Source organism: Labedella gwakjiensis (assembly GCF_003014675.1).
GTDB lineage: Bacteria > Actinomycetota > Actinomycetes > Actinomycetales > Microbacteriaceae > Labedella > Labedella gwakjiensis.
Genome location: NZ_PYAU01000001.1, coordinates 2607170 through 2631457, shown reverse-complemented (window position 1 = coordinate 2631457; position 24288 = coordinate 2607170). Strand labels below are relative to the sequence as shown.

Annotated in this window: 20 protein-coding genes; 8 read left to right on the top strand and 12 right to left on the bottom strand. The window is 68.6% G+C overall.

Features of this window, described 5'->3' with window-relative positions; all coding sequences use genetic code 11:
- Positions 1 to 66: 66 nt before the first annotated feature.
- Positions 67 to 900 carry an ADP-dependent NAD(P)H-hydrate dehydratase gene (locus CLV49_RS12330; protein WP_106563799.1) on the bottom strand — a complete coding sequence of 278 codons (834 nt, stop codon included), beginning with the start codon at positions 898 to 900 and terminating at the stop codon, positions 67 to 69.
- Positions 901 to 982: 82 nt separating this feature from the next.
- On the opposite strand from CLV49_RS12330, the gene CLV49_RS12325 reads away from it, so the two are divergent.
- Complete coding sequence (locus CLV49_RS12325; RefSeq protein WP_106563798.1) at positions 983 to 2053, top strand: NADH:flavin oxidoreductase/NADH oxidase; 1071 nt, start codon at positions 983 to 985, stop codon at positions 2051 to 2053.
- A gap of 60 nt (positions 2054 to 2113) precedes the next feature.
- Here CLV49_RS12325 and CLV49_RS12320 read toward each other — a convergent pair whose 3' ends face one another.
- The 3 genes from CLV49_RS12320 to guaB1 all read right to left on the bottom strand — a co-directional run bounded on the left by CLV49_RS12320 (position 2114) and on the right by guaB1 (position 6176).
- A complete protein-coding gene (locus tag CLV49_RS12320; protein WP_106563797.1) occupies positions 2114 to 3163 on the bottom strand; it encodes a hemolysin family protein in 1050 nt (349 codons plus the stop codon).
- Complete coding sequence (locus tag CLV49_RS12315; protein ID WP_106563796.1) at positions 3156 to 4469, bottom strand: hemolysin family protein; 1314 nt, start codon at positions 4467 to 4469, stop codon at positions 3156 to 3158. The genes CLV49_RS12320 and CLV49_RS12315 overlap by 8 nt, the downstream gene beginning before the upstream one ends.
- 264 nt (positions 4470 to 4733) lie before the next feature.
- Entirely contained in the window at positions 4734 to 6176 is a 1443-nt protein-coding gene (guaB1, locus tag CLV49_RS12310; protein WP_106563795.1) for a GMP reductase, read from the bottom strand.
- Between the two features lie 134 nt (positions 6177 to 6310).
- Between guaB1 and CLV49_RS12305 the strand changes: the two genes are divergently transcribed.
- Positions 6311 to 10057: a multifunctional oxoglutarate decarboxylase/oxoglutarate dehydrogenase thiamine pyrophosphate-binding subunit/dihydrolipoyllysine-residue succinyltransferase subunit gene (locus tag CLV49_RS12305; RefSeq protein WP_208019784.1), complete on the top strand. Its 3747-nt coding sequence runs from the start codon at positions 6311 to 6313 to the stop codon at positions 10055 to 10057.
- A 169-nt stretch (positions 10058 to 10226) separates the two neighbouring features.
- On the opposite strand, the gene CLV49_RS12300 is transcribed toward CLV49_RS12305, so the two are convergent.
- Both CLV49_RS12300 and CLV49_RS12295 read right to left on the bottom strand, forming a co-directional pair.
- Positions 10227 to 10493: a zf-HC2 domain-containing protein gene (locus tag CLV49_RS12300; RefSeq protein WP_106563793.1), complete on the bottom strand. Its 267-nt coding sequence runs from the start codon at positions 10491 to 10493 to the stop codon at positions 10227 to 10229.
- The gene (locus tag CLV49_RS12295) at positions 10490 to 11209 is read right to left on the bottom strand and encodes a sigma-70 family RNA polymerase sigma factor (RefSeq protein WP_424978743.1); all 720 of its coding nucleotides are present in this window, start codon (positions 11207 to 11209) and stop codon (positions 10490 to 10492) included. The genes CLV49_RS12300 and CLV49_RS12295 overlap by 4 nt, the downstream gene beginning before the upstream one ends.
- A gap of 155 nt (positions 11210 to 11364) precedes the next feature.
- Between CLV49_RS12295 and aroA the strand changes: the two genes are divergently transcribed.
- Genes aroA through bcp form a run of 3 tightly spaced genes read left to right on the top strand, consistent with a single transcriptional unit; the run spans position 11365 to position 14263 of the window.
- Positions 11365 to 12726: a 3-phosphoshikimate 1-carboxyvinyltransferase gene (aroA, locus tag CLV49_RS12290; protein ID WP_106563792.1), complete on the top strand. Its 1362-nt coding sequence runs from the start codon at positions 11365 to 11367 to the stop codon at positions 12724 to 12726.
- Positions 12723 to 13790, top strand: a complete 1068-nt coding sequence (gene rsgA, locus CLV49_RS12285; protein ID WP_106563791.1) for a ribosome small subunit-dependent GTPase A — start codon at positions 12723 to 12725, stop codon at positions 13788 to 13790. The genes aroA and rsgA overlap by 4 nt, the downstream gene beginning before the upstream one ends.
- Positions 13787 to 14263 carry a thioredoxin-dependent thiol peroxidase gene (gene bcp, locus CLV49_RS12280; protein WP_106563790.1) on the top strand — a complete coding sequence of 159 codons (477 nt, stop codon included), beginning with the start codon at positions 13787 to 13789 and terminating at the stop codon, positions 14261 to 14263. The genes rsgA and bcp overlap by 4 nt, the downstream gene beginning before the upstream one ends.
- 36 nt (positions 14264 to 14299) lie before the next feature.
- Here the strand turns inward: bcp and CLV49_RS12275 are convergent, their stop codons facing one another.
- Entirely contained in the window at positions 14300 to 14737 is a 438-nt protein-coding gene (locus tag CLV49_RS12275) for a hypothetical protein (RefSeq protein ID WP_127054292.1), read from the bottom strand.
- A 442-nt stretch (positions 14738 to 15179) separates the two neighbouring features.
- Between CLV49_RS12275 and CLV49_RS12270 the strand changes: the two genes are divergently transcribed.
- Positions 15180 to 15428 carry a WhiB family transcriptional regulator gene (locus CLV49_RS12270; RefSeq protein WP_090711166.1) on the top strand — a complete coding sequence of 83 codons (249 nt, stop codon included), beginning with the start codon at positions 15180 to 15182 and terminating at the stop codon, positions 15426 to 15428.
- A gap of 245 nt (positions 15429 to 15673) precedes the next feature.
- Here CLV49_RS12270 and CLV49_RS12265 read toward each other — a convergent pair whose 3' ends face one another.
- The 3 genes from CLV49_RS12265 to CLV49_RS12255 are packed head-to-tail and all read right to left on the bottom strand — an operon-like array spanning position 15674 to position 19074.
- A complete protein-coding gene (locus tag CLV49_RS12265) occupies positions 15674 to 17167 on the bottom strand; it encodes a sensor histidine kinase (RefSeq protein WP_106563788.1) in 1494 nt (497 codons plus the stop codon).
- 9 nt (positions 17168 to 17176) lie between these two features.
- The gene (locus CLV49_RS12260; protein ID WP_106563787.1) at positions 17177 to 18439 is read right to left on the bottom strand and encodes a CpaE/TadZ family protein; all 1263 of its coding nucleotides are present in this window, start codon (positions 18437 to 18439) and stop codon (positions 17177 to 17179) included.
- Positions 18439 to 19074, bottom strand: a complete 636-nt coding sequence (locus CLV49_RS12255) for a hypothetical protein (RefSeq protein ID WP_106563786.1) — start codon at positions 19072 to 19074, stop codon at positions 18439 to 18441. Before CLV49_RS12255 ends, CLV49_RS12260 begins: the two co-directional genes overlap by 1 nt.
- A 124-nt stretch (positions 19075 to 19198) precedes the next feature.
- Here CLV49_RS12255 and CLV49_RS12250 point away from each other — a divergent pair, with 124 nt between their 5' ends.
- Positions 19199 to 19489, top strand: coding sequence for a helix-turn-helix domain-containing protein (locus CLV49_RS12250; RefSeq protein ID WP_106563785.1), 291 nt, complete (start codon positions 19199 to 19201; stop codon positions 19487 to 19489).
- A gap of 54 nt (positions 19490 to 19543) precedes the next feature.
- Here CLV49_RS12250 and CLV49_RS12245 read toward each other — a convergent pair whose 3' ends face one another.
- On the bottom strand, positions 19544 to 20140 hold the full coding sequence (locus CLV49_RS12245) for a hypothetical protein (protein ID WP_106563784.1): 597 nt from the start codon (positions 20138 to 20140) through the stop codon (positions 19544 to 19546).
- A gap of 580 nt (positions 20141 to 20720) precedes the next feature.
- On the opposite strand from CLV49_RS12245, the gene CLV49_RS12240 reads away from it, so the two are divergent.
- On the top strand, positions 20721 to 21203 hold the full coding sequence (locus tag CLV49_RS12240; protein WP_243696590.1) for an Rv3235 family protein: 483 nt from the start codon (positions 20721 to 20723) through the stop codon (positions 21201 to 21203).
- Positions 21204 to 21403: 200 nt separating this feature from the next.
- On the opposite strand, the gene secA is transcribed toward CLV49_RS12240, so the two are convergent.
- Positions 21404 to 24277, bottom strand: a complete 2874-nt coding sequence (gene secA / locus CLV49_RS12235) for a preprotein translocase subunit SecA (protein ID WP_106565077.1) — start codon at positions 24275 to 24277, stop codon at positions 21404 to 21406.
- Positions 24278 to 24288 lie beyond the last annotated feature (11 nt).

The window sequence follows — 24288 nt, the reverse complement described above, 5'->3', positions numbered from 1 at the left end:
CGGTAGCGAAGTCCTATCCCAGCGCTGTGAAGAAGCTGTGAGCCATCCGTCGAGTCTCCACGAACGTCAGCCGAGCAGATCGGCCATCACGCGCGGAACGGCTTCCGCCACGTCGAGCGCTGCGATCGGTCCGCCACCCGACGCACGCTCGGCGGCGAGCGCGTGCACGAGCGAGGCCGTCGCCGCCACCCGGGCGAGGGCGTCGTGCGAGTCGATGCGAGGGGCGGCGGCCGCGACGAGGGAGCCAAGGACGCCCGCGAGGACATCGCCCGTCCCGGCGGTGGAGAGCCACGGCGTCGCCTCCGGGAGCCGGATCAGGGATCCGTCCGGCGCGGCCACGATCGTCCGGGAACCCTTGAGGAGCACGACGGCGCCGGCGGCCTCGGCGGCTCGGCGGGCCCACCGTTCGCGGTCGCTGGCGATCTCCTCACGCCCGACGTCCTCCCCCACCGATTCCAGGAGGCGCTGAAGCTCGCCTGCGTGCGGAGTCAGGACAGCGAGCCCCTCGAGGCCGTCGGCGGCGACTCCGAGCGCCCCGGCGTCCACGACGACGGGGACGCCGTCGTCGAGGGCGTGGCGGAAATCGCTGACGCGGCCCTCGCCCGGTTCCTGGGCGTCGATCCCCGAACCGATGAGCCACGCCTGCACGCGTCCGACTCCGCACACCACCTCGGGACGCCGTTGCAGGACGAGGCTCGCGACCGCGTCGGGGCCGACGTATCGCACCATGCCGGCGCCCGCCCGCACGGCCGCTTCGACACCCAGCACGGCCGCACCGGGGTAGCGCTCCGATCCGGTGGCGACGCCGAGGACGCCTCGCGAGTACTTGTCGTCGTCGGCGGTCGCCCTGTGGAGCCAGTGGACTGCACCGTCCGTTGTCCACCTCGCATCGTCACTCATGCGTTCACGATAAGTTGAAAAGCCGCCCGCGAGCACCCCTTGAGGTCGCTCGCGCGCACTCGCCCCACCATCAGAGGACCGCATGCCCGCCATCTTCGAGCCCCTTACGCTCCGTTCGCTCACCATTCGCAACCGCCTGTGGGTCGCACCGATGTGCCAGTACTCCGTCGAGGATCGTGACGGCGTGCCCACCGATTGGCATCTCGTGCACCTCGGTCAGTTCGCCGCGGGTGGAGCCGGACTCGTCGTCACGGAGGCGACCGCCGTGAGCCCGGCCGGACGGATCTCGCCGCAGGACACGGGCATCTGGAACGACGAGCAGGCCGCCGTCTGGGCGCGGATCGTGCGCTTCCTCCACTCTCAGGGCGCGGCGGCGGGTGTCCAGCTCGCGCATGCAGGCCGGAAGGCCTCGACGTTCCGACCCTGGAGCGAGGAGCGAGGCACCGTACCGGCGGAGGACGGCGGATGGGAGCCCGTGGCTCCGTCGGCCACCCCGTTCCCGGGCTACGCGACGCCGCGGGCCCTCGACACCGAGGAGATCGCCGGGATCGTCGCCGACTTCGCCGCGGCCGCGCGTCGTGCCGTGGAGGCGGGGTTCGACGTCCTCGAGATCCACGCTGCACACGGCTACCTGCTCCACGAGTTCCTCTCGCCACTCTCCAACGAGCGCACGGACGGATACGGCGGAAGCCTCGAGAACCGGGCACGGCTGCTCCTCGAGGTCGTACGCGCGGTCCGCGCCGCAGCCGGCGACGCCGTCGTCTTCGTCCGCTTCTCCGCCACCGACTGGACGGACGGCGGATGGAACGAGGACGACACCGCGACGGTCGCCGGTTGGGCTGCGGCGGCGGGGGCCAACCTCTTCGACGTCTCCACGGGCGGCAACGTGCCCGCGACGATCCCCACCGAGCCCGCCTATCAGGTGCGTTTCGCGACGCTCGTGCGCGACACCGTCGACGCCCCCGTGTGCGCCGTCGGCCTCATCACCGACCCGGAGGAGGCCGAGGAGATCGTCCGCTTCGGCCGGGCCGACGCGATCATGATGGGTCGCGAGCTGCTGCGCGATCCGCACCTGCCGCTCCGTGCGGCTTCCGTTCTCGGCGCCACGATCGATTACACGCCGCCGCAGTACCTCCGGGCGCCCTTCGCCTGATCACCGACGCGCGTCGTTCGCCGCATCCGCCCGAAGGCGGTGCGGCGAACGACGGGATCCTCAGCGTCGCTGGGTCGCGTCCTGGACCTCGCCCACGAGCACCTCGATGATGTCCTCGAGGAAGAGCACGCCGGTGGTCTGCCCCTCGCGGTCGAACGCGCGGGCCAAGTGGGCGCCGGACCGACGCATGATCGTGAGCGCGTCCTCGAGGTCCGTCTCCTCGAAGATCGAGACCAACTGACGGATGCGCTTCGGCGGCACCGGCTGGTCCTCGTCACCAGGCTCCGCCGTGGCCTCGAACCGCAGCACGTCCTTGAGGTGCAGGTACCCCATCGGCTGACCCTGGTCGTCGACGATCACGTAGCGCGAGAACCCGTTCTTCGCGACGGCCCGTTCGAGCTCCGCCGCTGTCACGGTCTCCGGAAGCGTCACGATCCCGTCGAGCGGGAGGGCGACGTCCCCGACCTTCTTGCTCGTGAACTCGAACGCCGCGACGAGGGCTCCCGACGAGTCGTCCAGCACGCCCTCGCGGGTGGATTGCGAGACGATCGTCGCCACCTCCTCGAGCGTGTACGACGACGTGGCCTCGTCCTTCGGCTCCACGTGGAACAGTCGCAGGACGGCGTTCGCCGTGGCGTTGAGCGTCCAGATGATCGGCTTGAAGATCGTCGCCACCATCACGAGCGGCGGCGCCAGGATGAGCACGGCCTTGTCGGGGATCGAGAAGGACAGGTTCTTCGGCACCATCTCGCCGAACACGACGTGCAGGTATGAGACGAGCAGGAGCGCGATGATGAACGCGACCGTGCCGATGACCTCCTCGGACCATCCCGTGAGGGCGAGTGGATACTCGAGCAGGTGGTGGATCGCCGGTTCCGACACGTTCAGGATGAGGAGCGAGCACACGGTGATGCCGAGCTGGCTCGTCGCGAGCATGAGCGTCGCGTGCTCCATCGCCCAGAGCGCCGTCTTGGCGCTGCGCTTGCCCTGGTCGGCGAGCGGCTCGATCTGGGAGCGTCGGGCCGAGATCACGGCGAACTCCGCTCCGACGAAGAAGGCGTTCGCGATGAGGAGCACCACGAGCCACGCGATTCCGGCCCAGTCACTCATCGTCGTCCCCCTGCTCCGGGCTGGCCGTGAAGCGCACCCGATCGATACGACGTCCGTCGAGTCGCTCGACGCGGAGCGTGCCCGCCTCGATCCCGACTTCGTCGCCCGCAGCCGGCAGTCGGCCGAGTTCGCTCATGATGAAGCCTCCGACGGTCTCGAAAGGCCCCTCGTCCGGCACCTTGACGCCTGTGCGCTCGAGGAGCTCGTCGGGGCGCAGGCTTCCGGGGAAGACGGTGCTGTCCCGGCCGCGGACCACTCCGGCGCGGGAACGGTCGTGCTCATCGGACACCTCGCCGACGATCTCTTCCACGAGGTCCTCGAGCGTCGCCACCCCGGCGGTGCCGCCGTATTCGTCGACGACGACCGCCATCTGGTAGCCGCGGCCGCGCAGCTCGACGAGGAGCGTGTCGAGGTGCATCGTCTCAGGCACGCGGAGGATGTCGAACTGGAGCGCGGAGACGGGCACGTCGGAGCGCCTGTCCCGCGGCACGGCGACGGCCTGCTTCACGTGGACGAGGCCGACGATGTCGTCGATGTCCTCGTCCATCACCGGGAAGCGCGAGTAGCCCGTGCTGCGCGCGAGCTCGACGACGAGCGAGGCGGGGTCCGTGCGGCGCACGGTCTCGAGTCGCGGTCTCGGCGTCATCACGTCGGACGCGGTGTGCGAGGAGAACTGGAGGGTGCGGTTGAGGAGCGTCGCGGTGTCCTGCTCGAGCGTGCCGGCTCCGGCGGAGCGACGCACGAGGCTCGAGAGCTCCTCGGCCGTCCGCGCGCCCGACAGCTCCTCCTTGGGCTCAATGCCGATGGATCGGAGGATGCTGTTCGCGCTGCCGTTGAGCACGACGATCGCCGGCTTGAAGACCGTCGTGAAGAGGGTCTGGAACGGGATGACGAGCTTCGCCGTGTGCAGCGGCAGCGCGAGGGCGAAGTTCTTGGGCACGAGTTCGCCGATGATCATCGACAGGAGGGTCGCGATCAGCACGGCCAGAACGGTCGCGATGGGGCCGGCCACCGCGTCGGGGATACCGATCGACGCGAACGGGTCGGCGAGCAGCGACGACAGCGCCGGCTCCATCGTGTAACCCGTGAGGAGCGTCGTGAGGGTGATGCCCAGCTGCGCGCTCGAGAGGTGCGTCGATGTGATCTTGAGGGCGGCGATCGTCATCCCGAGCCGGGATTCGCCGCGATCGCGTCGCGCCTCGAGATCGGATCGATCGAGGTTGACGAGCGCGAACTCGCTCGCCACGAAGAAGCCGGTCCCGACCGTCAGGACCAGCCCGACGCCGAGCATGATCCACTCATACATGAGATGCCTCCGTCACACGGAGGCAGGGACTGTGGTCCTCCTGGGAGGACTCGGACTCGCCGTCGTCCGTTGCGACCGCTGCGGAGCGGGAACGGGAGTCGACGGAATGCGCAGAAGGGGGTTCGTCCATTGTCCCCCCACTATATCGGCCCATCCCCCGCCGTTCCTGAGCAGTCACCGCTCCCGTCATCGTTCCCCTCGGCACGCCTCTGGGCGGCGCCGGGGCGGACGCCGCGGCCGGGGTGAGGCGGCAAGGGGCTCGCATCACCAGGAGACGGGGAGCGCCTTGCCCTCCTCGTAGCCGGCGGCCGACTGGAGACCGACGAGGGCGCGGTCGTGGAACTCCGGGATCGAGCGCGCCCCCGCGTAGGTGAAGGACGAGCGCACGCCCGACGTGATCATGTCGAGCAGATCCTCCACGGACGGCCGCAGCGGATCGAGGTAGATCTTGGAGGAGCTGATGCCCTCGGCGAAGAGCGTCTTGCGGGCGAGCTCGTACGGGTCGAGTCGGCCGAAGCGCTCGAGCACCGCCTTCGTGGAGGCCATCCCCCAGCTCTCCTTGTAGAGACGTCCAGACGGGTCGGCGTGGATCGTGCCGGGCGCCTCGATCGTGCCGGCGAACCAGGACCCGATCATCACGGACGACGCCCCCGCGGCGAGCGCGAGAGCCACGTCACGGGGGTACCGCACGCCGCCGTCGGCCCACACCGCTGCGCCGTGCGCCTTCGCGGCCTCGGCGGTCTCGAGCACGGCGGAGAACTGCGGTCGACCGACCGCGGTCATCATCCGCGTCGTGCACATCGCGCCGGGGCCGACACCCACCTTCAGGATGTTGGCACCCGCCTCCACGAGGTCGGCCACGCCGTCGGACGTCACGATGTTGCCGGCGACGATCGGGATGCCGAGACCGAGCGCTGACACCACGCGAATCGCGGCGATCATCGACTCCTGGTGCCCGTGCGCTGTGTCGATCACGAGGACGTCGACACCGGCGGCGGCGAGAGCCTTGGCCTTCGCGGCGACGTCACCGTTGACGCCGATGGCGGCGGCGACCGACAACCGGCCGGACGCGTCGAGGGCCGGCGCGTAGAGGGTGGAGCGCAACGCGCTCGTCCGGCTGAGCGTCCCGACCAGGTGCCCGTGCTGGACGACGGGGGCGAACTCGAGGTCGGCCTGGACCATGAGGTCGAAGGCCGCGCGCGCCGAGGTGACGTCGTCGGCGTCGATCGACGCGACGCCGCCGTGGATGAGGTCGCCGAGCCGGGCGTCCGGGAGCGCTCGTCCCAACCGTTCGGCATCGAGACACCCCGCGAGCTCACCGTCGGAACCGACGACGACGATCCCGTGTCCGCCCGGAACCGCCGGCACGCTCAACAGCGCGTCGGCCACGGTCGTGTCGGGCGAGAACGAGACGGGAGAGTCGAACGCCACCGATTGCGCCTTCACCCAGCGGATGGCCGCGTCGAGGTCCTGCAGGGGCATGTCCTGGGGCAGCACGCCGAGACCGCCGCGGCGCGCGAGCGTCGCAGCGAGTCGCGGTCCCGTGACCGAGTTCATGTTGGCCGACACGATCGGGATGGTCTGGCTCGTGCCGTCCTGCGGGGCGAGCGAGACGTCGAGTCGACTCGACACGCCGGACCGGGACGGGACGAGGAAGACGTCGGAGTAGGTCAGATCGTGCTGGGGTTCGTCGCCGTAGAACTGCATGCGACCACGCTAGCCGCCCTCGGGGTGACGTGGAGAGGGGCAGCAGGGTTTAGGCTTGTTTTCCGGAGTGTGCGACGCCATCGAGCCCTCGGTGGCGGTCCGAAATGGCGAGTGACGAAAGTGGTGGTCCGACCGTGTCAGGCCCAGTGACCGGAGCAGGAACCGACGAGAATTCCGCAGCGGAGTTCGGTGCGAACGAGTGGCTCGTCGACGAGCTCTACTCGCAGTACACAGTCGATAAGAACTCGGTGGACTCGTCGTGGTGGCCCACGCTCGAGGCCTACCACCAGCACAAGACGGGCGGTACCGCTCCGCGGTCCCCCGAGCCGACGGCGAGCGCGGCGGCCCCGTCCTCGGCCGCCCCGTCGCCGGCGCCCGCGCAGAGCGAGCAGAAGGCATCGACACCGGCGTCGAGCGCGAGTGCGGCAGAGGCTCCCCCGGCGAACGACTCCGGTCGACCGGTCGCTCGCACCACGAGCCAGCAGCCGAAGGCCGCTCCCATTCCGGCTGACGCCCCCGCACCGACGCCGCAGTCGTCGTCCGAGGAGCCGGAGGACGTCATCTCGCCCCTGCGCGGCATGGCCAAGTCGCTCGCCACGAACATGGACGCGAGCCTCACCGTTCCCACCGCGACGAGTGTTCGCACGGTCCCGGCGAAGCTCATGATCGACAACCGCATCGTGATCAACAATCACCTGAAGCGGTCTCGCGGCGGCAAGGTCAGCTTCACCCACCTCATCGGGTGGGCGCTCATCCAGGCGCTCAAGGAGTTCCCGAGCCAGAACGTCTTCTACGACGAGGTCGACGGCAAGCCGAGCGTCGTCGCCCCCGCCCATGTGGGCCTCGGCATCGCGATCGACATCCCGAAGCCCGACGGATCCCGCGCGCTCCTCGTCCCTGCGATCAAGCGCGCCGACACCCTCTCGTTCACGGACTACCTCGCCGCGTACGAGGACCTCGTGCGTCGCGCCCGCGGCAACAAGCTCACAGCCGACGACTTCAAGGGTGCGTCGATCTCGCTCACGAACCCCGGCGGCATCGGCACCGTCCACTCGGTGCCGCGTCTGATGAAGGGCCAGGGGTGCATCATCGGCGCCGGCGCCCTCGACTACCCGGCTGAGTTCCAGGGCGCGTCGGAGCACACGCTCGTCGAGCTCGGCATCGGCAAGACGATCACACTCACGTCCACGTACGACCACCGCGTCATCCAGGGCGCGGGCTCCGGAGAGTACCTCAAGAAGGTCCACGAGCTCCTCATCGGGCAGCGCGGCTTCTACGAGGGCATCTTCGCGGCTCTCCGCATCCCCTACGAGCCGATCCAGTGGGCCACCGACATCAGCGTCGACCTCGCCGACATGATCAACAAGACCGCGCGCGTGCACGAGCTCATCAACGCATTCCGCGTGCGCGGTCACCTCATGGCCGACATCGACCCGCTCGAGTACGTGCAGCGCACGCACCCCGACCTGGACATCGCGAGCCACGGACTCACCTTCTGGGACCTCGACCGCGAGTTCGTCACGGGAGAGTTCGGCGACGCGCGTCAGTCGAAGCTCCGCGACATCCTCGGCGTGCTCCGTGACTCGTACTGCCGCACCATCGGCCTCGAGTACATGCACATCCAGGACCCGGCCCAGCGCAAGTGGATCCAGGGCAAGGTCGAGCGGACGTACGCGAAGCCGACCCACGACGAGCAGCTCCGCATCCTCGGCAAGCTCAACGAGGCCGAGGCCTTCGAGACCTTCCTGCAGACGAAGTACGTCGGTCAGAAGCGCTTCAGCCTCGAGGGCGGCGAGTCGACGATCGCGTGCCTCGACGCGATCCTCCAAGGTGCCGCCGCCGCAGGCCTCGACGGGGCAGCGATCGGCATGGCCCACCGCGGCCGTCTGAACGTTCTCACGAACATCGCCGGCAAGACCTACGGCCAGATCTTCCAGGAGTTCGAGGGCACCCAGGACAAGAAGTCCCAGGGTTCCGGTGACGTCAAGTACCACCTCGGCACCGAGGGCACCTTCCGCGCGGCCGACGGCACGGAACTGCCGGTCTACCTCGCGGCGAACCCGTCGCACCTCGAGGCCGTCGACGGCGTGCTCGAGGGCATCGTCCGCGCCAAGCAGGATCGCAAGCCGATCGGCACCTTCTCGACGCTCCCGATCCTCGTCCACGGCGACGCGGCGATGGCCGGCCAGGGCATAGTCCTCGAGACCATGCAGCTCTCGCAGACGCGCGGCTACAAGACCGGCGGCACCATCCACATCGTGGTCAACAACCAGGTCGGATTCACCACGCCGCAGATGGACGGCCGGAGCTCGATCTACGCCACGGACGTCGCGAAGACCGTCCAGGCTCCCATCTGGCACGTGAACGGCGACGACCCCGAGGCGGTCGTGCGCGTCTCGGAGCTCGCGTTCCAGTTCCGCCAGGAGTTCAAGAAGGACGTCGTCATCGACCTCGTCTGCTACCGCCGCCGCGGGCACAACGAGGGCGACGACCCCTCGATGACCCAGCCGCTCATGTACAGCCTCATCGAGCACAAGCGCTCGGTCCGCAAGCTCTACACGGAGGCGCTCGTCGGACGCGGCGACATCAGCGAGGAGGAGTACGAGGCCGCTCACCGCGACTTCCAGGACCGCCTCGAGCGCGCTTTCATGGAGACGCACGCCGCGCAGACCGCGTCGACGCCGATCATCTCGCCGACGGTGGACGACGAAGGCTACTCCGGTGAGCCCGAGTCGACCGCGGTCTCTTCGGCGGTCATCGAGCTCGTCGGCAACGCGTTCGACAACAAGCCCGAGGGCTTCACGGTCCACCCGAAGCTCGACCAGCTGCTCCAGAAGCGCAAGGAGATGAGCCGGAGGGGCGGCATCGACTGGGCGTTCGGAGAGTTGCTCGCCCTCGGTTCCCTCCTCGTCGAGGGCACCCCCGTGCGCATGAGCGGTCAGGACTCGCGCCGCGGCACGTTCGTGCAGCGTCACGCCGTCTTGCACGACCGGGTCAACGGGCAGGAGTGGCTCCCGCTGCTCAATCTGCACGAGAACCAGGCGCGCTTCTGGATCTACGATTCGATCCTGTCCGAGTACGCCGTCATGGGCTTCGAGTACGGCTATTCGGTGGAACGTCCCGATGCTCTCGTTCTCTGGGAGGCCCAGTTCGGCGACTTCGTCAACGGCGCCCAGACGATCGTCGACGAGTTCATCTCGAGCGCCGAGCAGAAGTGGGGACAGCGATCGAGCGTCGTGCTGCTGCTGCCCCACGGCTTCGAGGGCCAGGGTCCTGACCACTCATCCGCTCGCATCGAGCGCTTCCTACAGCTCTGTGCCGAGAACAACATGACCGTGGCGCGCCCGTCGACCCCGGCGTCGTACTTCCACCTGCTCCGCCGTCAGGCGTACGCGCTGCCGCGTCGGCCGCTCGTGGTGTTCACCCCGAAGGCCATGCTGCGCCTGCGCGGGGCGACGAGCGACGTCGCGGACTTCACCTCTGGACGCTTCCAGCCGGTGCTGGACGATCCCCGAGCCGTCGACAAGAACGCGGTCACCCGTGTGCTGCTGCACTCGGGCAAGATCCACTGGGATCTGCGCGCAGAACTCGAGAAGAACCCGGACGACTCCGTCGCCCTCGTGCGCCTCGAGCAGTACTACCCGTTCCCCGGCGACGACCTCGGCGCCGTGCTCGAGGAGTACCCGAACGCCGAGTTCGTGTGGGTGCAGGACGAGCCCGAGAACCAGGGCGCCTGGCCGTTCATCGCGCACGAGTTCGCGGCGACCGGCCGCGACATCGTCGGCGTCACCCGGGCGGCGTCCGCGTCACCGGCGACCGGATCGGCGAAGCGTCACGCGGCCGAGCAGAGCGACCTCATCCGCCGCGCGCTCACGCACTAGTCGCCGCGCACACGAGAATCCCCCGCCGCTCCCGGTCGACCGGGTGCGGCGGGGGATTCTTCTGTCTCGAACCACAACGCCTCGGGTCTCAGCATCCGACGGTCTGACGCCAAGGCGCCGGATACCAGGGTGCCGGATATCAGGGTGCCGGATACCAGAGCCCCGGATATCAGAGAGCCGGAGCGGACTTCGCCTCGTGGCCCGCTTTGATGTCGCGGAGACGGGCGAGGACGTGGTCCTTGAGGTCGGCCGGTGCCGTCTCCTTGCACGCACGCTGCACGGCTTCCGTGAGGGTCACGGACAGCGCGGCCTCGCTCCGGCAAGACTCGCAGTGCTCGAGATGGGCGCGGATGTCCGCAGCCTCGGTCCGACAGACCTCGTTCCGGAGGAACTCCTCGAGGTCCCTTTTCGCCTTGTCGCAGCCACAGTCGCTCATCGTGCGCTCCTCACGCGTGTCGTTTCGATCCCGCGCTCCCGCGCGTAATCGGCCAACAGATCCCGCAGCAGCCGACGGCCGCGGTGCAGCCGGCTCATCACGGTTCCGATGGGGGTCTTCATGATGTCGGCGATCTCCTGGTACGCGAAGCCCTCCACGTCCGCCAGGTACACCGCGAGTCGGAAGTCTTCGGGGATCGCCTGCAGCGCGTCCTTGACGGCGCTGTCCGGCATGCGGTCGATCGCCTCCGCCTCGGCCGAGCGGCTCGATGTGGCCGTGGTCGACTCCGCGCCGCCGAGCTGCCAGTCCTCGAGATCGTCGATCGTGCCCTGGTAGGGCTCGCGCTGCTTCTTCCGATACTGGTTGATGTACGTGTTCGTGAGAATCCGGTAGAGCCACGCCTTCAGGTTCGTGCCCTGCTGGAACTGTCCGAAGGCAGCGTACGCCTTCACGAAGGTCTCCTGCACGAGGTCCTGCGCGTCCGACGGGTTCTTCGTCATCCGCATGGCCGCACCGTAGAGCTGGTCGATGAACGGGAGAGCCTGTTCTTCGAAGAGCGGACGCGGATCGTCGGTCGCACCCACCGTGGTCGCGTCGGGGGCGCCCTCGATGTCGGCCAGGGCCACGGCCCGGACATCGGTCATCTCGTCGGAGACCTCCGGAGCGGCAGCGCCGGCAGCCGGACCGGGAACGGGGGCGTCATCGATCGGTATCATCGCCGCCCAGTCTAGTTCGAGCGGCTGCGAGCGTTCGGGGAGAGTCAGTGCCCGCGCACGCGAGATCACGCGGTCGAGCGAGGGTCGTTCGAGCACGTTCTGCATCACAGGCCCTCCTCTCGTCGCGACCGATTGGCCGATACCCTAGGACAACGATGTTCGAAGCCAAATATTCCGCGCCAGAGGTCGATCTGTTCGGCATGCGCGAGACGCCAGCCACCGATGACGACTGGGCTGCTCCCTTCGCGGGCGGTCCAGTGACCGCCCGGCTGACCCTCCCCGGGTCGAAATCGATCACGAATCGCGAGCTCGTCCTCTCTGCGCTGGCCGACGCTCCGTCCCGTCTGCGCGCTCCGCTCCACTCGCAGGACAGCGGCAACATGGTCGAGGCGCTCCGGTCCCTCGGCACGTCGATCGAGCCCGCTCCTGGGAGCGGAGACTACGGTGACGACTGGGTGGTGACGCCGGCGGAGGAACTCACCGGCTCGACCACGATCGAGTGCGGTCTCGCGGGCACCGTCATGCGGTTCGTGCCCCCCGTCGCCGCTCTCGCCCTCGGACCCACCGTCTTCGACGCCGACGATGCGGCCCGCGGACGCCCGATGGGCGGTCTCATCGCCGGACTCACGGCGCTCGGGGTCGACGTCGACGCGAACAGCGCTGACTCCCTCCCCTTCACGGTCCACGGCACCGGCTCGGTCGGTGGCGGCTCCCTCGAGATCGATGCCTCGCAATCGAGCCAGTTCGTCTCCGGTCTCCTGCTCTCCGCCCCTCGCTTCGACGACGGCATCGAATTGCGTCACCGGGGAGAGCGTCTCCCGAGCGTCCCCCACATCGAGATGACGATCGACGCGCTGAGGCAGCGCGGTGTGGACGCATCCTCAGACGGCGTCGGCGCTTGGAGCGTCGCACCCGGTCCGATCTCTGGACGCGACGTGCGGATCGAGTCCGACCTGTCGAACGCCGCGCCGTTCCTCGCCGCCGCCGTGGCGACGGGTGGCCGCGTCACGATCGACGGCTGGCCGGACGAGACGACGCAGGTGGGTGCGGATCTCGTTCACCTCCTCCCCCTGTTCGGCGCACAGGTCGAGGTCGGCGACGGCCGCATCACCGTCACCGGCCCGAGCGAGATCTCGGGCGTCGATCTCGATCTGACCACCGGGGGCGAGCTCGCGCCCGCACTCGCGGCTCTCGCGGCGCTCGCGATCACGCCGTCGACGCTCCGGGGCATCGGACACATCCGTCACCACGAGACCGACCGTCTCGCCGCACTGGTCACCGAGATCAACCGGCTCGGCGGGGAGGCCGAGGAGCTGCCGGACGGCCTCCGCATCACTCCGCGTCCCCTCACCGCCGGGCGCTGGATGAGCTACCACGACCACCGGATGGCGACCGCCGGCGCCATCATCGGCCTGGTCGTCGAGGGCGTCCGCATCGAGAACATCGCAACGACAGGCAAGACCCTGCCGGAGTTCCCGTCGCTCTGGCGGCGCATGGTGGAGGCGCACGGCGCGTGAGCTGGTGGGAGACGCCCGAGACCACGAGCGACGACGAGTACGACGAGTACGACGAGGCCTCGTTCCGTGCCCGTCCGAACCCCAAGGGCTCGCGTCCGCGCACGAAGCAGCGCCCCGAGCACAAGGATGCGCAGACCGCGCGTGTCCTCTCGGTGGACCGCGGCCGCTATCTCGTGCTCCTCGACGAGGACACCCCGGAGGAGCGTGAGCTCACCGCAACCCGCGCTTCCCAGTTGCGACGGAAGGCCGTCGTGACGGGCGACCACGTCGATCTGGTGGGCGACACGTCCGGTGATCCCGGCACGCTCGCTCGCATCGTCCGTGTCGGCGAACGTTCGACGCTCCTCCGACGCAGCGCCGACGACACCGACCAGGTCGAGCGCGTCATCGTCGCGAACGCCGACCAGATGGTCGTCGTCGTGGCCGCCGCCAATCCCGAGCCGCGGGCGCGACTCGTGGACCGCTACCTCGTCGCCGCGCTCGACGCGAAGATCCGGCCGATCCTCTGCATCACCAAGACGGACCTCGCCGACCCCACGGAGTTCCTGGAGAACTTCGCGGGCCTCGATCTGGACGTCGTCACGTCGGGGTCGGGCAGCATCCCCGTCGACGAGATCGTCGAACGGCTCATCGGCCACTCCTCGGTGTTCGTGGGGCACTCCGGCGTGGGGAAGTCGACACTCGTCAACGCCATCGTGCCGGACGCGCAGCGCGCCATCGGACGCGTGAACGAGGTGACGGGGCGTGGACGCCACACCTCGTCGTCGACGGAGTCCTACCGCGTGCGGACCGCGAACGGGAGCGGCTGGGTCATCGACACCCCCGGCGTGCGCTCGTTCGGGCTCGGCCACGTCGACCCGGCCAACATCCTGGGCGCGTACACCGACCTCGCCGAGATCGCCGAGCGGTGCCCGCGTGGGTGCACCCACCTCCCGGACGCGCCCGACTGCGCCATCGCCGAGGCGGTCGCCGACGGCGAGCTCGGCGAGGGCGGAGCGGCTCGTCTCGACTCGTTCCATCGCCTCCTGCAGAGCGTCGCCTCCTCACCTAAGCTCGGAGAGTGACCACTTCTCAGCGCCTCGAAGCGGGCCAGCCCGCTCCCACGTTCTCCCTCCCGAACCAGGACGGCAAGACCGTCTCCCTCTCCGATCTGGCGGGTCGCCGCGTCATCCTGTTCTTCTACCCGGAGGCGATGACTCCCGGGTGCACCACCCAGGCCTGCGACTTCCGTGACAACGAGGCGTCGCTTCTCGCCGCCGGATTCACCGTCATCGGGATCTCGCGAGACGCCCCGTCGAAGCAGACGGCGTTCCGCGAACGCGACTCCCTTCCCTTCGATCTCCTGTCGGACGAGGACAAGGCCGTGCACCTCGCATACGGCGCGTGGGGAGAGAAGAACAGCTACGGGAAGACGGTCACGGGCGTGCTGCGCTCGACGTTCGTCATCGCGCCGGACGGCACCCTGGAGCAGGCCCTCTACAACGTGAAGGCGACCGGCCACGTCGCGATGCTGCGCAAGAAGCTCGGTCTCGACTAGACCGCGCTCAGAGCGAGGTCCGCGCTCAAAGCGAGGTCAGGGCTCGGGGTCTGGCCGCTTCGTGTGGAGCATGACCGAGCGGGTGCACATGAGCACGAGCACGAGGATCGACGGGGCGGCGATCGCCGCCCCGATGAGCGGTTGCGCGAACGAGCCCTGAATCGCACCGAGCGCGACAGCGAGCTGGACGAGCTGCCAGAAGACGGCTCCGCCCCGCGCCCACGGCGCCCCACGACGAAGTGACACGGCGATCCAGGAAACCCACGCGGCCGCCACGGCCGTGAGGACGATGAGGGCGATCGCGCTCGCGAGCGAGGACGGCGTGAGCGTGACGACGTCGACGAGCAGCACGACCACAGCGATGCCGAGGGCGAGAGCCTCCATCGCGACGAGGACGACGGCGAGCCACACGGCTCTCGATGGCCGCGCGCCCGGTCCAACGGAGGTGCCCGCCCCCTCGTCCGGTCGGTCCATCGAGGCAGCGTTCACAGGCCAATCCCATACAGAGCTATTGATTCGGTACTACCAGTATGCGACCATATTGGAGGCCGAAACGACGCTCTCAGGGTTGCGAGCACGTCCGTACGATGGACCTCCCCTGGAGACCGCGAACCCCTGTTGGAACTCTCGGTGCGGATCGAATCGGGTGCATCTCAGCACTCGTCTGATCCGCATCTGTGATGTTCCGTGCTGGAGTGACCAACCGCCACAACCTCATCAGCCGAGCGCGACGCTCGACGAATGAGTCCGATAGGCGGAACTCGAGAGGCTGAGCCCGACGCACCAGGAGGACGTGCCCGACACGATGGACCGATAGCGCATGCTCGACGCCCCGCGTCGAGCGTCGAGGTTCCGGCCACGAGACCCTACTGCGACCCCCGTGGTCGATTCCCCCCGCAATTGAAGGAGTACCCGCATGGACTGGCGCGACAAAGCCGCTTGCCTGACCGCTGACCCGGAGCTGTTCTTCCCCGTCGGCAACACGGGACCGGCCGTCGACCAGATCGACAAGGCGAAGGCGGTCTGCGGCCGTTGCACCGTCACGGAGATCTGCCTTCAGTACGCGCTCGAGACCGGGCAGGACTCCGGCGTCTGGGGCGGACTCTCCGAGGACGAGCGCCGCGCTCTCAAGCGCCGCGCCGCGCGCGCACGCCGCGCGTCCTGACGCTCAGGGCAACCGAACACCCTCAGGACTGCCGAACACCCTCAGGACCGCCGAACACCCTCAGGACTGCCGAACACCGTCGAGGCCGCGCACACCCGGGCCATTCAGCACTCGGCGTCGTCGGGAACTCAGGATCGTCGGGAACTCAGGATCGTCGGGAACTCAGGATCGTCGGGAACTGGATCGTCGAGAACTCAGGATCGACGGGAACTCAGAATCGTCGACAACCCGGCGTCACCTGGATGTCAACGACTCCGCATCCACCGGAACGGCATCTCGATCGTCACCTCTGTGCCGTTGCCCACCACGGTATGCCAATCGATCGTCCCGCCGAGTTCTCCTTGGATGAGAGTGCGCACGATCTGAGTACCGAGGCCGGATCCGACCTTCCCTTCGGGGAGGCCTGCTCCGTTGTCACGGACCACGACCGTGAGCCTCTCATCGCTTCGCTGCGCCTCGATCTCGACGCTGCCCTCGAGGCCGTTCAGGCCGTGCTCCACGGCGTTCGTCACGAGTTCGGTGAGGGCGAGGGCCAGCGGGGTCGCATACTCGCTCGGCAGCACGCCGAACGTTCCCGTCTTGCGGGGATGCGCCGTCGTGTTGTGCGCTGAGGCCACCTCGGCCACGAGCATGAGCACGCGATCGAACACCTCGTCGAAGTTCACGTCCTGGCTGAGCCCCTCCGACAGCGTGTCGTGGACGACGGCGATCGCGGCCACGCGACGCATGGCCTGCCCGAGCGCGTTGCGGGCCTCCTCCGTGTGGGAGCGGCGGGACTGGATGCGCAGGAGCGACGCCACCGTCTGCAGGTTGTTCTTCACCCGGTGATGGATCTCACGGATGGTGGCGTCCTTCGTCAGCAGCTCCCTCTCCTGATGGCGCTGCTCCGACACGTCGCGGCACAGCACGATCGCACCGGTGCGTGCGCCCTGGCGACGCAGCGGGATGGCGCGCAGAGTGACCGTGACGCCACGTGCCTCGATGTCCGTGCGCCACGGCGCACGGCCGGTCACGACGAGGGGCAGAGACTCGTCGGTGAGATCCTCTGACGGCAGGATGCGAGTGGTCACCTCCGCGAGCGATTCGCCCTCGAGCTCCTCGATGAACCCCATCCGGTTGAAGGCCGAGAGCGCGTTCGGGCTCGCGAAGGTCGTCACGCCTTCGACGTCGAGACGGATGAGCCCGTCGGAGGCGCGCGGTGCGCCTCGACGCGGACCCGCCGGAGCCGAGAGGTCGGGGAAGTCTCCGGCAGCGATCATCGTGAACAGCTCGCTCGCGGTGTCGTTGAACGTCAGCTCCTGACGGCTCGGCGTCCGCGCCTCGCCGAGGTTCGTGTGACGCGTGAGCACGGCGATGGGCGCTTCGGTCGTCTCCGGGTGCGACGAGCGCAGGCGGCGCAGCACGGGGACGGCTCGCACGCGCGTCGGCGTCTCCTCGTACCAATCGGGCGCCGACGAGTCCACGATGACCCCGGTCTCGAAGGCCTCCGTGACCTGACTGCGCCACTGCTGCTTGATGCGCTGACCCACGAAGTCGCGGTAGAACAGGGTCGCTGCGCTCGAGGGCCGGTAATGCGCGACCGCCACGAAGCTGCCGTCGTTCGTGGGGACCCAGAGGACGATGTCGGCGAACGCGAGGTCGGCGAGCAACTGGGCGTCCTGGATGAGCATGTGGAGCCAGTCGACGTCCTCGTCTCCTGAGCGGCCTTGGGCGAGTACCAATTCACTGAGCGTCGACACGGGACCAGTCTAGGCCGGGCGTTCCCGCCTCGATCCCGCCCGGCGGAAGCCTGCGGAGAGCGAGGCGTCGTCCCGCCTCGCGGACCGTCGGCTCTCCGATCGCGAGGTGGTCTGCGGCAGGATGTGCGCCTTCACATAGCGTCGGATCTCCGCGACAGCGGGTGATCGGGGAGACACCTCTCCCATCGGCCGGGCCTCCAACACGGCGGCGTCGGCGGTGCGAGCATCGTTCGGGACGAGCACCGCATCCTCGATGCCCCCGAATCGTCGGAGCGTCGTCACCAGCTGGTGGCCGGCACCGACGCCGATCGTCGACGAACGGACCCTGTTCATGACGGTGTCGACACGGGTGTCACCCACGATCTCGCGCAGCTCCGAGTAGGCGCGGATGAAGCGTGTGACCCCGACGGGATCGGCAGCCCCCACGGCGACGATCCGGTCGGCGGAACGCAGCGATGCGACGGTCGCGGCGTTGCGACGCGGGGCGAAGAGATCGCTCGACAGCTCTTCGTCGTCTTCGAGCGAGAATCCCGAGTCGATCACGACATGATCGGCCCATGATCTGCAGAGATCGAGGGTCCGAGACACCCGATCCGCGCTCAGTTCCGGCCATCGGGAGGACCGCGAGATCCCCGTGAGGACCGCCAACCGACCGGCGTCGACCGGGTGATCGCGGGCGACACGCTCCAACTCGTCCGTCGTGAGGGCGTCCTGTCCCACCAGTCGACACGCAGCAGCGAGGCCGGGTGCCTCGTCGAGCATCCCCAGAGAGGCGGCGACGGAGGAGCCCACCGTGTCCGCATCGACGAGGGCGACGGTCGCACCGCTCCTGGCGAGCTCGTGCGCGATCGTGATGGCCACCGTGGTCCGTCCCGGCGCGCCGCTCGGCCCCCACACGGCCACCACTCCGCCGGAGTGAGTCACTGCGCGTGCGGTGGCCGTCGCGCCGATGACGAGTTCGTCGAGGTCGTCGATCGGCGCATCGACGGAGACGACGTCGTATACGCCGAGTGACACGGACAGCCGGCGAGACGGTTCGCCGTCGAGCAGGGCGACCAGCCGCACGCCGCCGTCGTCGCACGCGGCGAGAACCGCCCTCGTCAGGTGTTCCGGATCGGCGGAAACAACGAGGACGTCGGGCGACAGCGAGCCGAGGACGGCCGGAACGTCGTCTCCCGTGGAGAAGCGTGCGACGAGGTCGTGTCCGCGCTCGACGAGCGCGCCGATGACCGCATCCTCGAGAGCTCGATCGACGGCGAACGCGATCCTCATCAGTCGGCCGCCGTGACCGGGACGAGGGCGAGGGTGTCACCCGACGCCGTCGCCGCGAGAACCACGGCGACGGCACCCTCGGGAAGGGCGAGCTCGACGGAGACGTCCCCGCTTCCGGAGACGAGCCCCTCGTCCTCGACGATGCGGGAGACCGTCGCGCCCGTGACGAGGACCGACGGCGGCTCCCGATCGCGCCCATCGGACGCGTCCGACCCGCCCGACGACCACACATCGACCTCACGGCCCGCCGCGACGCCCGCAGGGAGCTGCCCGGCCACGGTCACCACGACCTGGGCGGAGGAGACGTCCTGCGGTGCACCGATGGCGTCCTCCGGGACGAGCTCACCGGCGAAGACCGTCCTGGTCGCGACAGCGCCGTCGGCGACAGCGCCCGTCTCGACGTAGAGCTTCTGCGCGTCGCCGAGTGAGACGTGCAGGACCGAGAGGTCGGCCACCTCGATCGTGTCCCCCGCGACGATCGTCGACGACGCCGCGTAGACGGCGACCGATCGATCTGACGACGACACCACCGCCCAGACGCCGCCGATGGAAGCGAGCACCAGAGCGGCGCCGATCACGAGCCGGACATCGACCGCCCGGAATACGGGTCGTCGTCTCGTCGCCAGAACACCCATCGCGTCATTCCCCCATCCGGCACGTACCCCGCGCCGGGAGCCATCGTGCCAAGCCGCACCCAGGAGCCCCGAATGTTATCCACAGCACCGGCTGGCGCCGTCCGCTGGCTCCATAATCAATTGCATGGACGCGGTATCCCCAGACTCGATCGGACGGTTTCTCACGATCGACGACGCCTCGGAGGTCCTCAACATCTCCTCGGCTGAGGTACTCGACCTCGTCCGGTCGTCCGAACTCCCGGCCATCCGCGTCGGGAGTCCCCGTCGATGGCGAATCGAACGTGTCGTCCTCGAGGACTTCATCGCCGGCAAGTACGAGGAGACCCGCCGAATGGGACTGTGGCGGGAGATCGCCGGCGCAAGCGTCGCCGACCTCTCGGACGTGTGGGGAGTGGCGGCGACGCCGCGCCGCTGAACCGTCCAGCCGACGCCCCCGCGGAGCCTGCACCACCGCGCAGCCCGCACCACTTCAGAGCATGACGCGGTGGACTGCCGTGAACGGGATGATCAGCACGTGCGTCACGTTGCGCTGCCGACGGGCGAGATCCCGCTCGTGGACGGCGAGATCGAGGTGATCGCGACCGACGCGATCGATCGTGCCCGAACGGACTCCGCCGAGCGTGTGCACCTCGACGGTGGTTCGTCGCCTGCAGAGATCGCGGAGGACGAAGGCCAACCCGATGCGCTCGGAGACACGAGGGGCGCCGCCCGTCGAGGGGAGCGCCGCGAGGCTGCGAGGGACGTCAGCAGCCGGCATGCTGATCGCCGAGATCGATGCCGTCGGAACGATGCATCCACGTCCCCGCGAATCGGCCGTCATCGTCTCGCCGGAGAGCCAGTCACGGCCGAAGGTGGTGGGCCGGAGGACGACTCGGTCACCAGCCGACAGCTCGAGGGTGAGCGGGACCGCCGATCGTGACCCCGCAGCGTGCGCCTCGAGCCGTTCGCGGAGCAGAAGCCGACCGACCCTGGTGCGCTCGGCATCGGCCCACGCGTCGCGTTCCTCCGCGTCGCGCTCGGATGCCATCTGGCTCTCGAGATCGTCGAACAGATCATCCCAACGCATTCCACCTCCGTCCGACGGGGCCACAGTATCGACGTGCGCCACAGTATCGACGTGCGCCGCATCGGGGCCGTGGTTCTCCCCATCCCGTTCGAGGGCGCGGTATCCGGCGCGGGAGAACACCCCCCGATACGGGGAGAGGGGGGACCATTGTCGCTCTCGGGGGTCGTGGGTATTCTCTCCACAGGCCACAGCCGAGTTCCGCAGGGGGAACTCGGAATGCACTATCGTAGCCTCAACAAATACCCCCGTTCGGGGGACACATGCTGATGCAGACGCGCGCCGATTTGGGGGGCGAGGCGCTGCCACCGAAGTCGCGGTCAACCGCGATTTTCGGCCCCGTCCGCATACATCATGCGGGCGAGGACCCGTCTCTTCACATCGTTCAACGCTCGATCTTCGACCACTCTCCGGTGAAGCGCCTCTCGGTCCTCCACCGACGAATCTCCCGGCGCAGGCTGCCGTCGCCTCGGTGATGGCTAGGCGACACGGGCTCGCTCTCGGCGATCCCGTCGGTCGACCATGTCTCGGCGCCGATCAGGGGGTACCGATGGTCGAGCGCGCCCGAAAATCGGATCCCTGTATGCCTACTGCCTCTTCAGCGAGCGCCCGCACGCGTGGCGCCTCCGACGTCCGGTCGACACACGACACCGTCGCCCGCGCCCGCCGGGGCGAGCCGTTCGACATCGACAGATTCTTCGGGCGCCAAGCCACGTCGACGGCCGACCTTCCCGACCCCGCTCCGCTGCTCGAGAACCTCGCGCGCTGCGTCGTCGAGGTGCTCGGCGGCGCTCGCGAGCTCGAGCAGCTGGCTCGATGGGTGAGCGAAGACGTCTACCGCGGGATCCTGCGTCGATCGGTCTTGGCCAAGCGCGCACGCATCCTCTCCGGCGCCACCGTCGCGCGTCCTGTACTCCGCATCGGGAGCGTGATCGTCACGAGCCCCCGGGACGGTGTCGTGGAGGGGGTCGTCATCGCCCACGCCCGTCGACGCGCCCGCGCCGTCGCGATCCGCCTGGAGGGTGTGGACCGCCGCTGGCGCGCTGTCGCCATCCACGTGCTCTGAGTCCACACGAGCGCTGAGTCAACACGTGCTCTGAGTCAACACGACCGCTGAACTCACACGAACGCTGAGTTCGCACGACCGCTGAACTCACAAGCGCTGAGCCGCACCGTGCGATGACCGCCCGCCGACGGGGTCGGAGCGGGTCCCCCAGAAACGACGATGCGGCGGTCCTCACCGGACCGCCGCATCGTCGTTTCGTCCTACTTCCCCTTGCGGTCGTTCGCTCGACGCTGGGCACGGTTGGCGCCGGGCGCGCTCCCCGCTCCGTCGGACGACTGGCCGAACGCTCCACGAGAGGCTGGCTGCGTCTTCTGAGCACCCGAGCCGGACGGGCGCTTCTGGGGAGCCCTACCGCCGGACGGAGCCTGAGCGGGTTCCGCCGCGGCCGCCGGACCAGCCGCAGCCTTCGCGGCCGCCTGACGCGCGCGATTCGTGGCGCTCTTCTCGATCTGACCGCGCTGGTTGCGCACCTCGACGTCGCCGTCCTCGCCCGCGGCGGAGTAGCTGAGCTTCTCCTCCTCGCCCTCCGGCCGGGCGAGCCCCTTCGCCGAGATCGACGCGCTGACCTCGTCAGCGCTCTTCACCTCGACCTCGAGGTTGAACAGGTAGCCGACGGACTCTTCGCGGATCTGCCCCATCATCTGCTGGAACATCGCATAGCCCTCACGCTGGTACTCGACGAGGGGGTCGCGCTGAGCCATCGCGCGCAGCCCGATGCCGTCCTTGAGGTAGTCCATCTCGTACAGGTGGTCGCGCCAGCGGCGATCGATGACCTGCAGCACGACACGACGCTCGAGCTCGCGCATCGCTGGCGAGCCGAGCTGCTCCTCGCGGCGCTCGTATGCGAGCTTCGCATCGGAGAGGATCTCGCGACGGAGGAAGTCGCGGTTGAGGCGACCGCGGGTCGACGACTCCTGGACGACCTCGTCGATCGTGAGCCCGATGGGGTACAGCGTCTTGAGCTCGACCCACAGGGCGTCGAGGTCCCAGTCGTCGCTCGAGCCCTCGGCGAGGTGCTGATCGAGCACCTCGTCGATGACGCCCTCCAAGAACTTCTGCGTGCGCTCGTGGAGGTCGTCACCCTCGAGGATGTGTCGGCGGTCGGCATAGATCGCCTCACGCTGGCGGTTGAGGACGTCGTCGTACTTCAGGACGTTCTTCCGGATCTCCGCGTTACGCGACTCGACCTGGCCCTGAGCCGACCGGATGGCGCGGCTCACGACCTTCGACTCGATGGCGACGTCGTCGGGGACCCCACGGCTCATGATGCTTTCGGCGGCGCCCGAGTTGAACAGGCGCATGAGGTCGTCGGTGAGGGAGAGGTAGAAGCGGCTCTCCCCCGGGTCGCCCTGTCGGCCGGAACGACCGCGCAGCTGGTTGTCGATGCGGCGCGACTCGTGGCGCTCCGTGCCGAGGACGTAGAGCCCGCCGGCCTCGCGGACCTTCTCGGCCTCTTCCTCGACCTCGGCCTTGACACGATCGAAGACCTCGTCCCATGCGGCCTCGTACTCGTCGGGCGTCTCGGACGGCGAGAGGCCCTTCTGGCTCATCTCCTGGACGGCGAGGAACTCGGCGTTTCCACCGAGCATGATGTCGGTTCCACGACCGGCCATGTTCGTGGCGACGGTCACTCCGCCGAGGCGGCCGGCCTGAGCCACGATGGCCGCCTCACGCGCGTGGTTCTTCGCGTTGAGGACCTCGTGGCGGATGCCCTTCTTGGCGAGCAACCGGGACAGGTACTCGCTCTTCTCGACGCTCGTCGTTCCGACGAGGACCGGCTGACCGTTCTCGTGACGCTCGACGATGTCCTCGACGACCTGCGCGAACTTCGACTCCTCGTTCTTGTAGACGAGGTCCGACTGGTCCTTGCGCTGCATGGGCTTGTTCGTCGGGATGGGCACGACACCGAGCTTGTACGTCGACATGAACTCGGCCGCCTCGGTCTCAGCGGTACCCGTCATGCCCGAGAGCTTGTCGTAGAGGCGGAAGTAGTTCTGGAGCGTCACGGTGGCGAGGGTCTGGTTCTCCGCCTTGACGGTGACGCCCTCCTTGGCCTCGATGGCCTGGTGCACACCCTCGTTGTAGCGGCGGCCCACGAGGATGCGGCCGGTGTGCTCGTCGACGATCATGACCTCGCCGTTCATGACGACGTAGTCCTTGTCGCGCTTGAACAGGGCCTTGGCCTTGATCGCGTTGTTGAGGAACGAGATGAGCGGCGTGTTCGCCGACTCGTACAGGTTGTCGATGCCGAGGTGGTCCTCGATCTTCTCGATGCCCGCCTCGAGCACTCCGACGGTGCGCTTCTTCTCGTCCACCTCGTAGTCGACGCCCTCGACGAGACGCACGGCGATCTTCGCGAACTCGGTGAACCACCGGTTCGCCTCGCCCGACGCCGGGCCCGAGATGATGAGCGGCGTCCGCGCCTCGTCGATGAGGATCGAGTCGACCTCGTCCACGATCGCGAAGAAGTGGCCGCGCTGGACCATGTCCTTCGACTGCCACGCCATGTTGTCTCGGAGGTAGTCGAAGCCGAACTCGTTGTTCGTGCCGTAGGTGATGTCGGCCGCGTACTGCTCGCGGCGCTGCGGCGGCGTCTGGCCGGAGACGATGACCCCCGTCGTCATGCCGAGCGCTCGGAACACACGACCCATGAGCTCGGACTGATACGACGCGAGGAAGTCGTTGACCGTGACGATGTGCACGCCCTTGCCGGCGATGGCGTTGAGGTAGGCGGGCAGCGTCGCGACGAGGGTCTTGCCCTCACCGGTGCGCATCTCGGCGATGTTGCCGAGATGCAGGGCCGCCCCGCCCATGATCTGCACGTCGAACGGGCGCATGCCGAGCGTGCGCTTCGCGGCCTCCCGAACGGCGGCGAAGGCCTCTGGCAGGAGATCGTCGAGGGACTCGCCCTTCTCGTAGCGCTCCCTGAGCTGCTCGGTCTCACCACGCAGCTCCTCGTCGCTGAGACCCGTGAAGTCGTCCTCGAGCGAGTTGACGGTCTTCGAGATGCTCTGCAGTCGGCGCAGGATGCGGCCTTCGCCGACCCTGAGGACCTTCTCTAGTACTGAGGCCACGGTTGAACTCC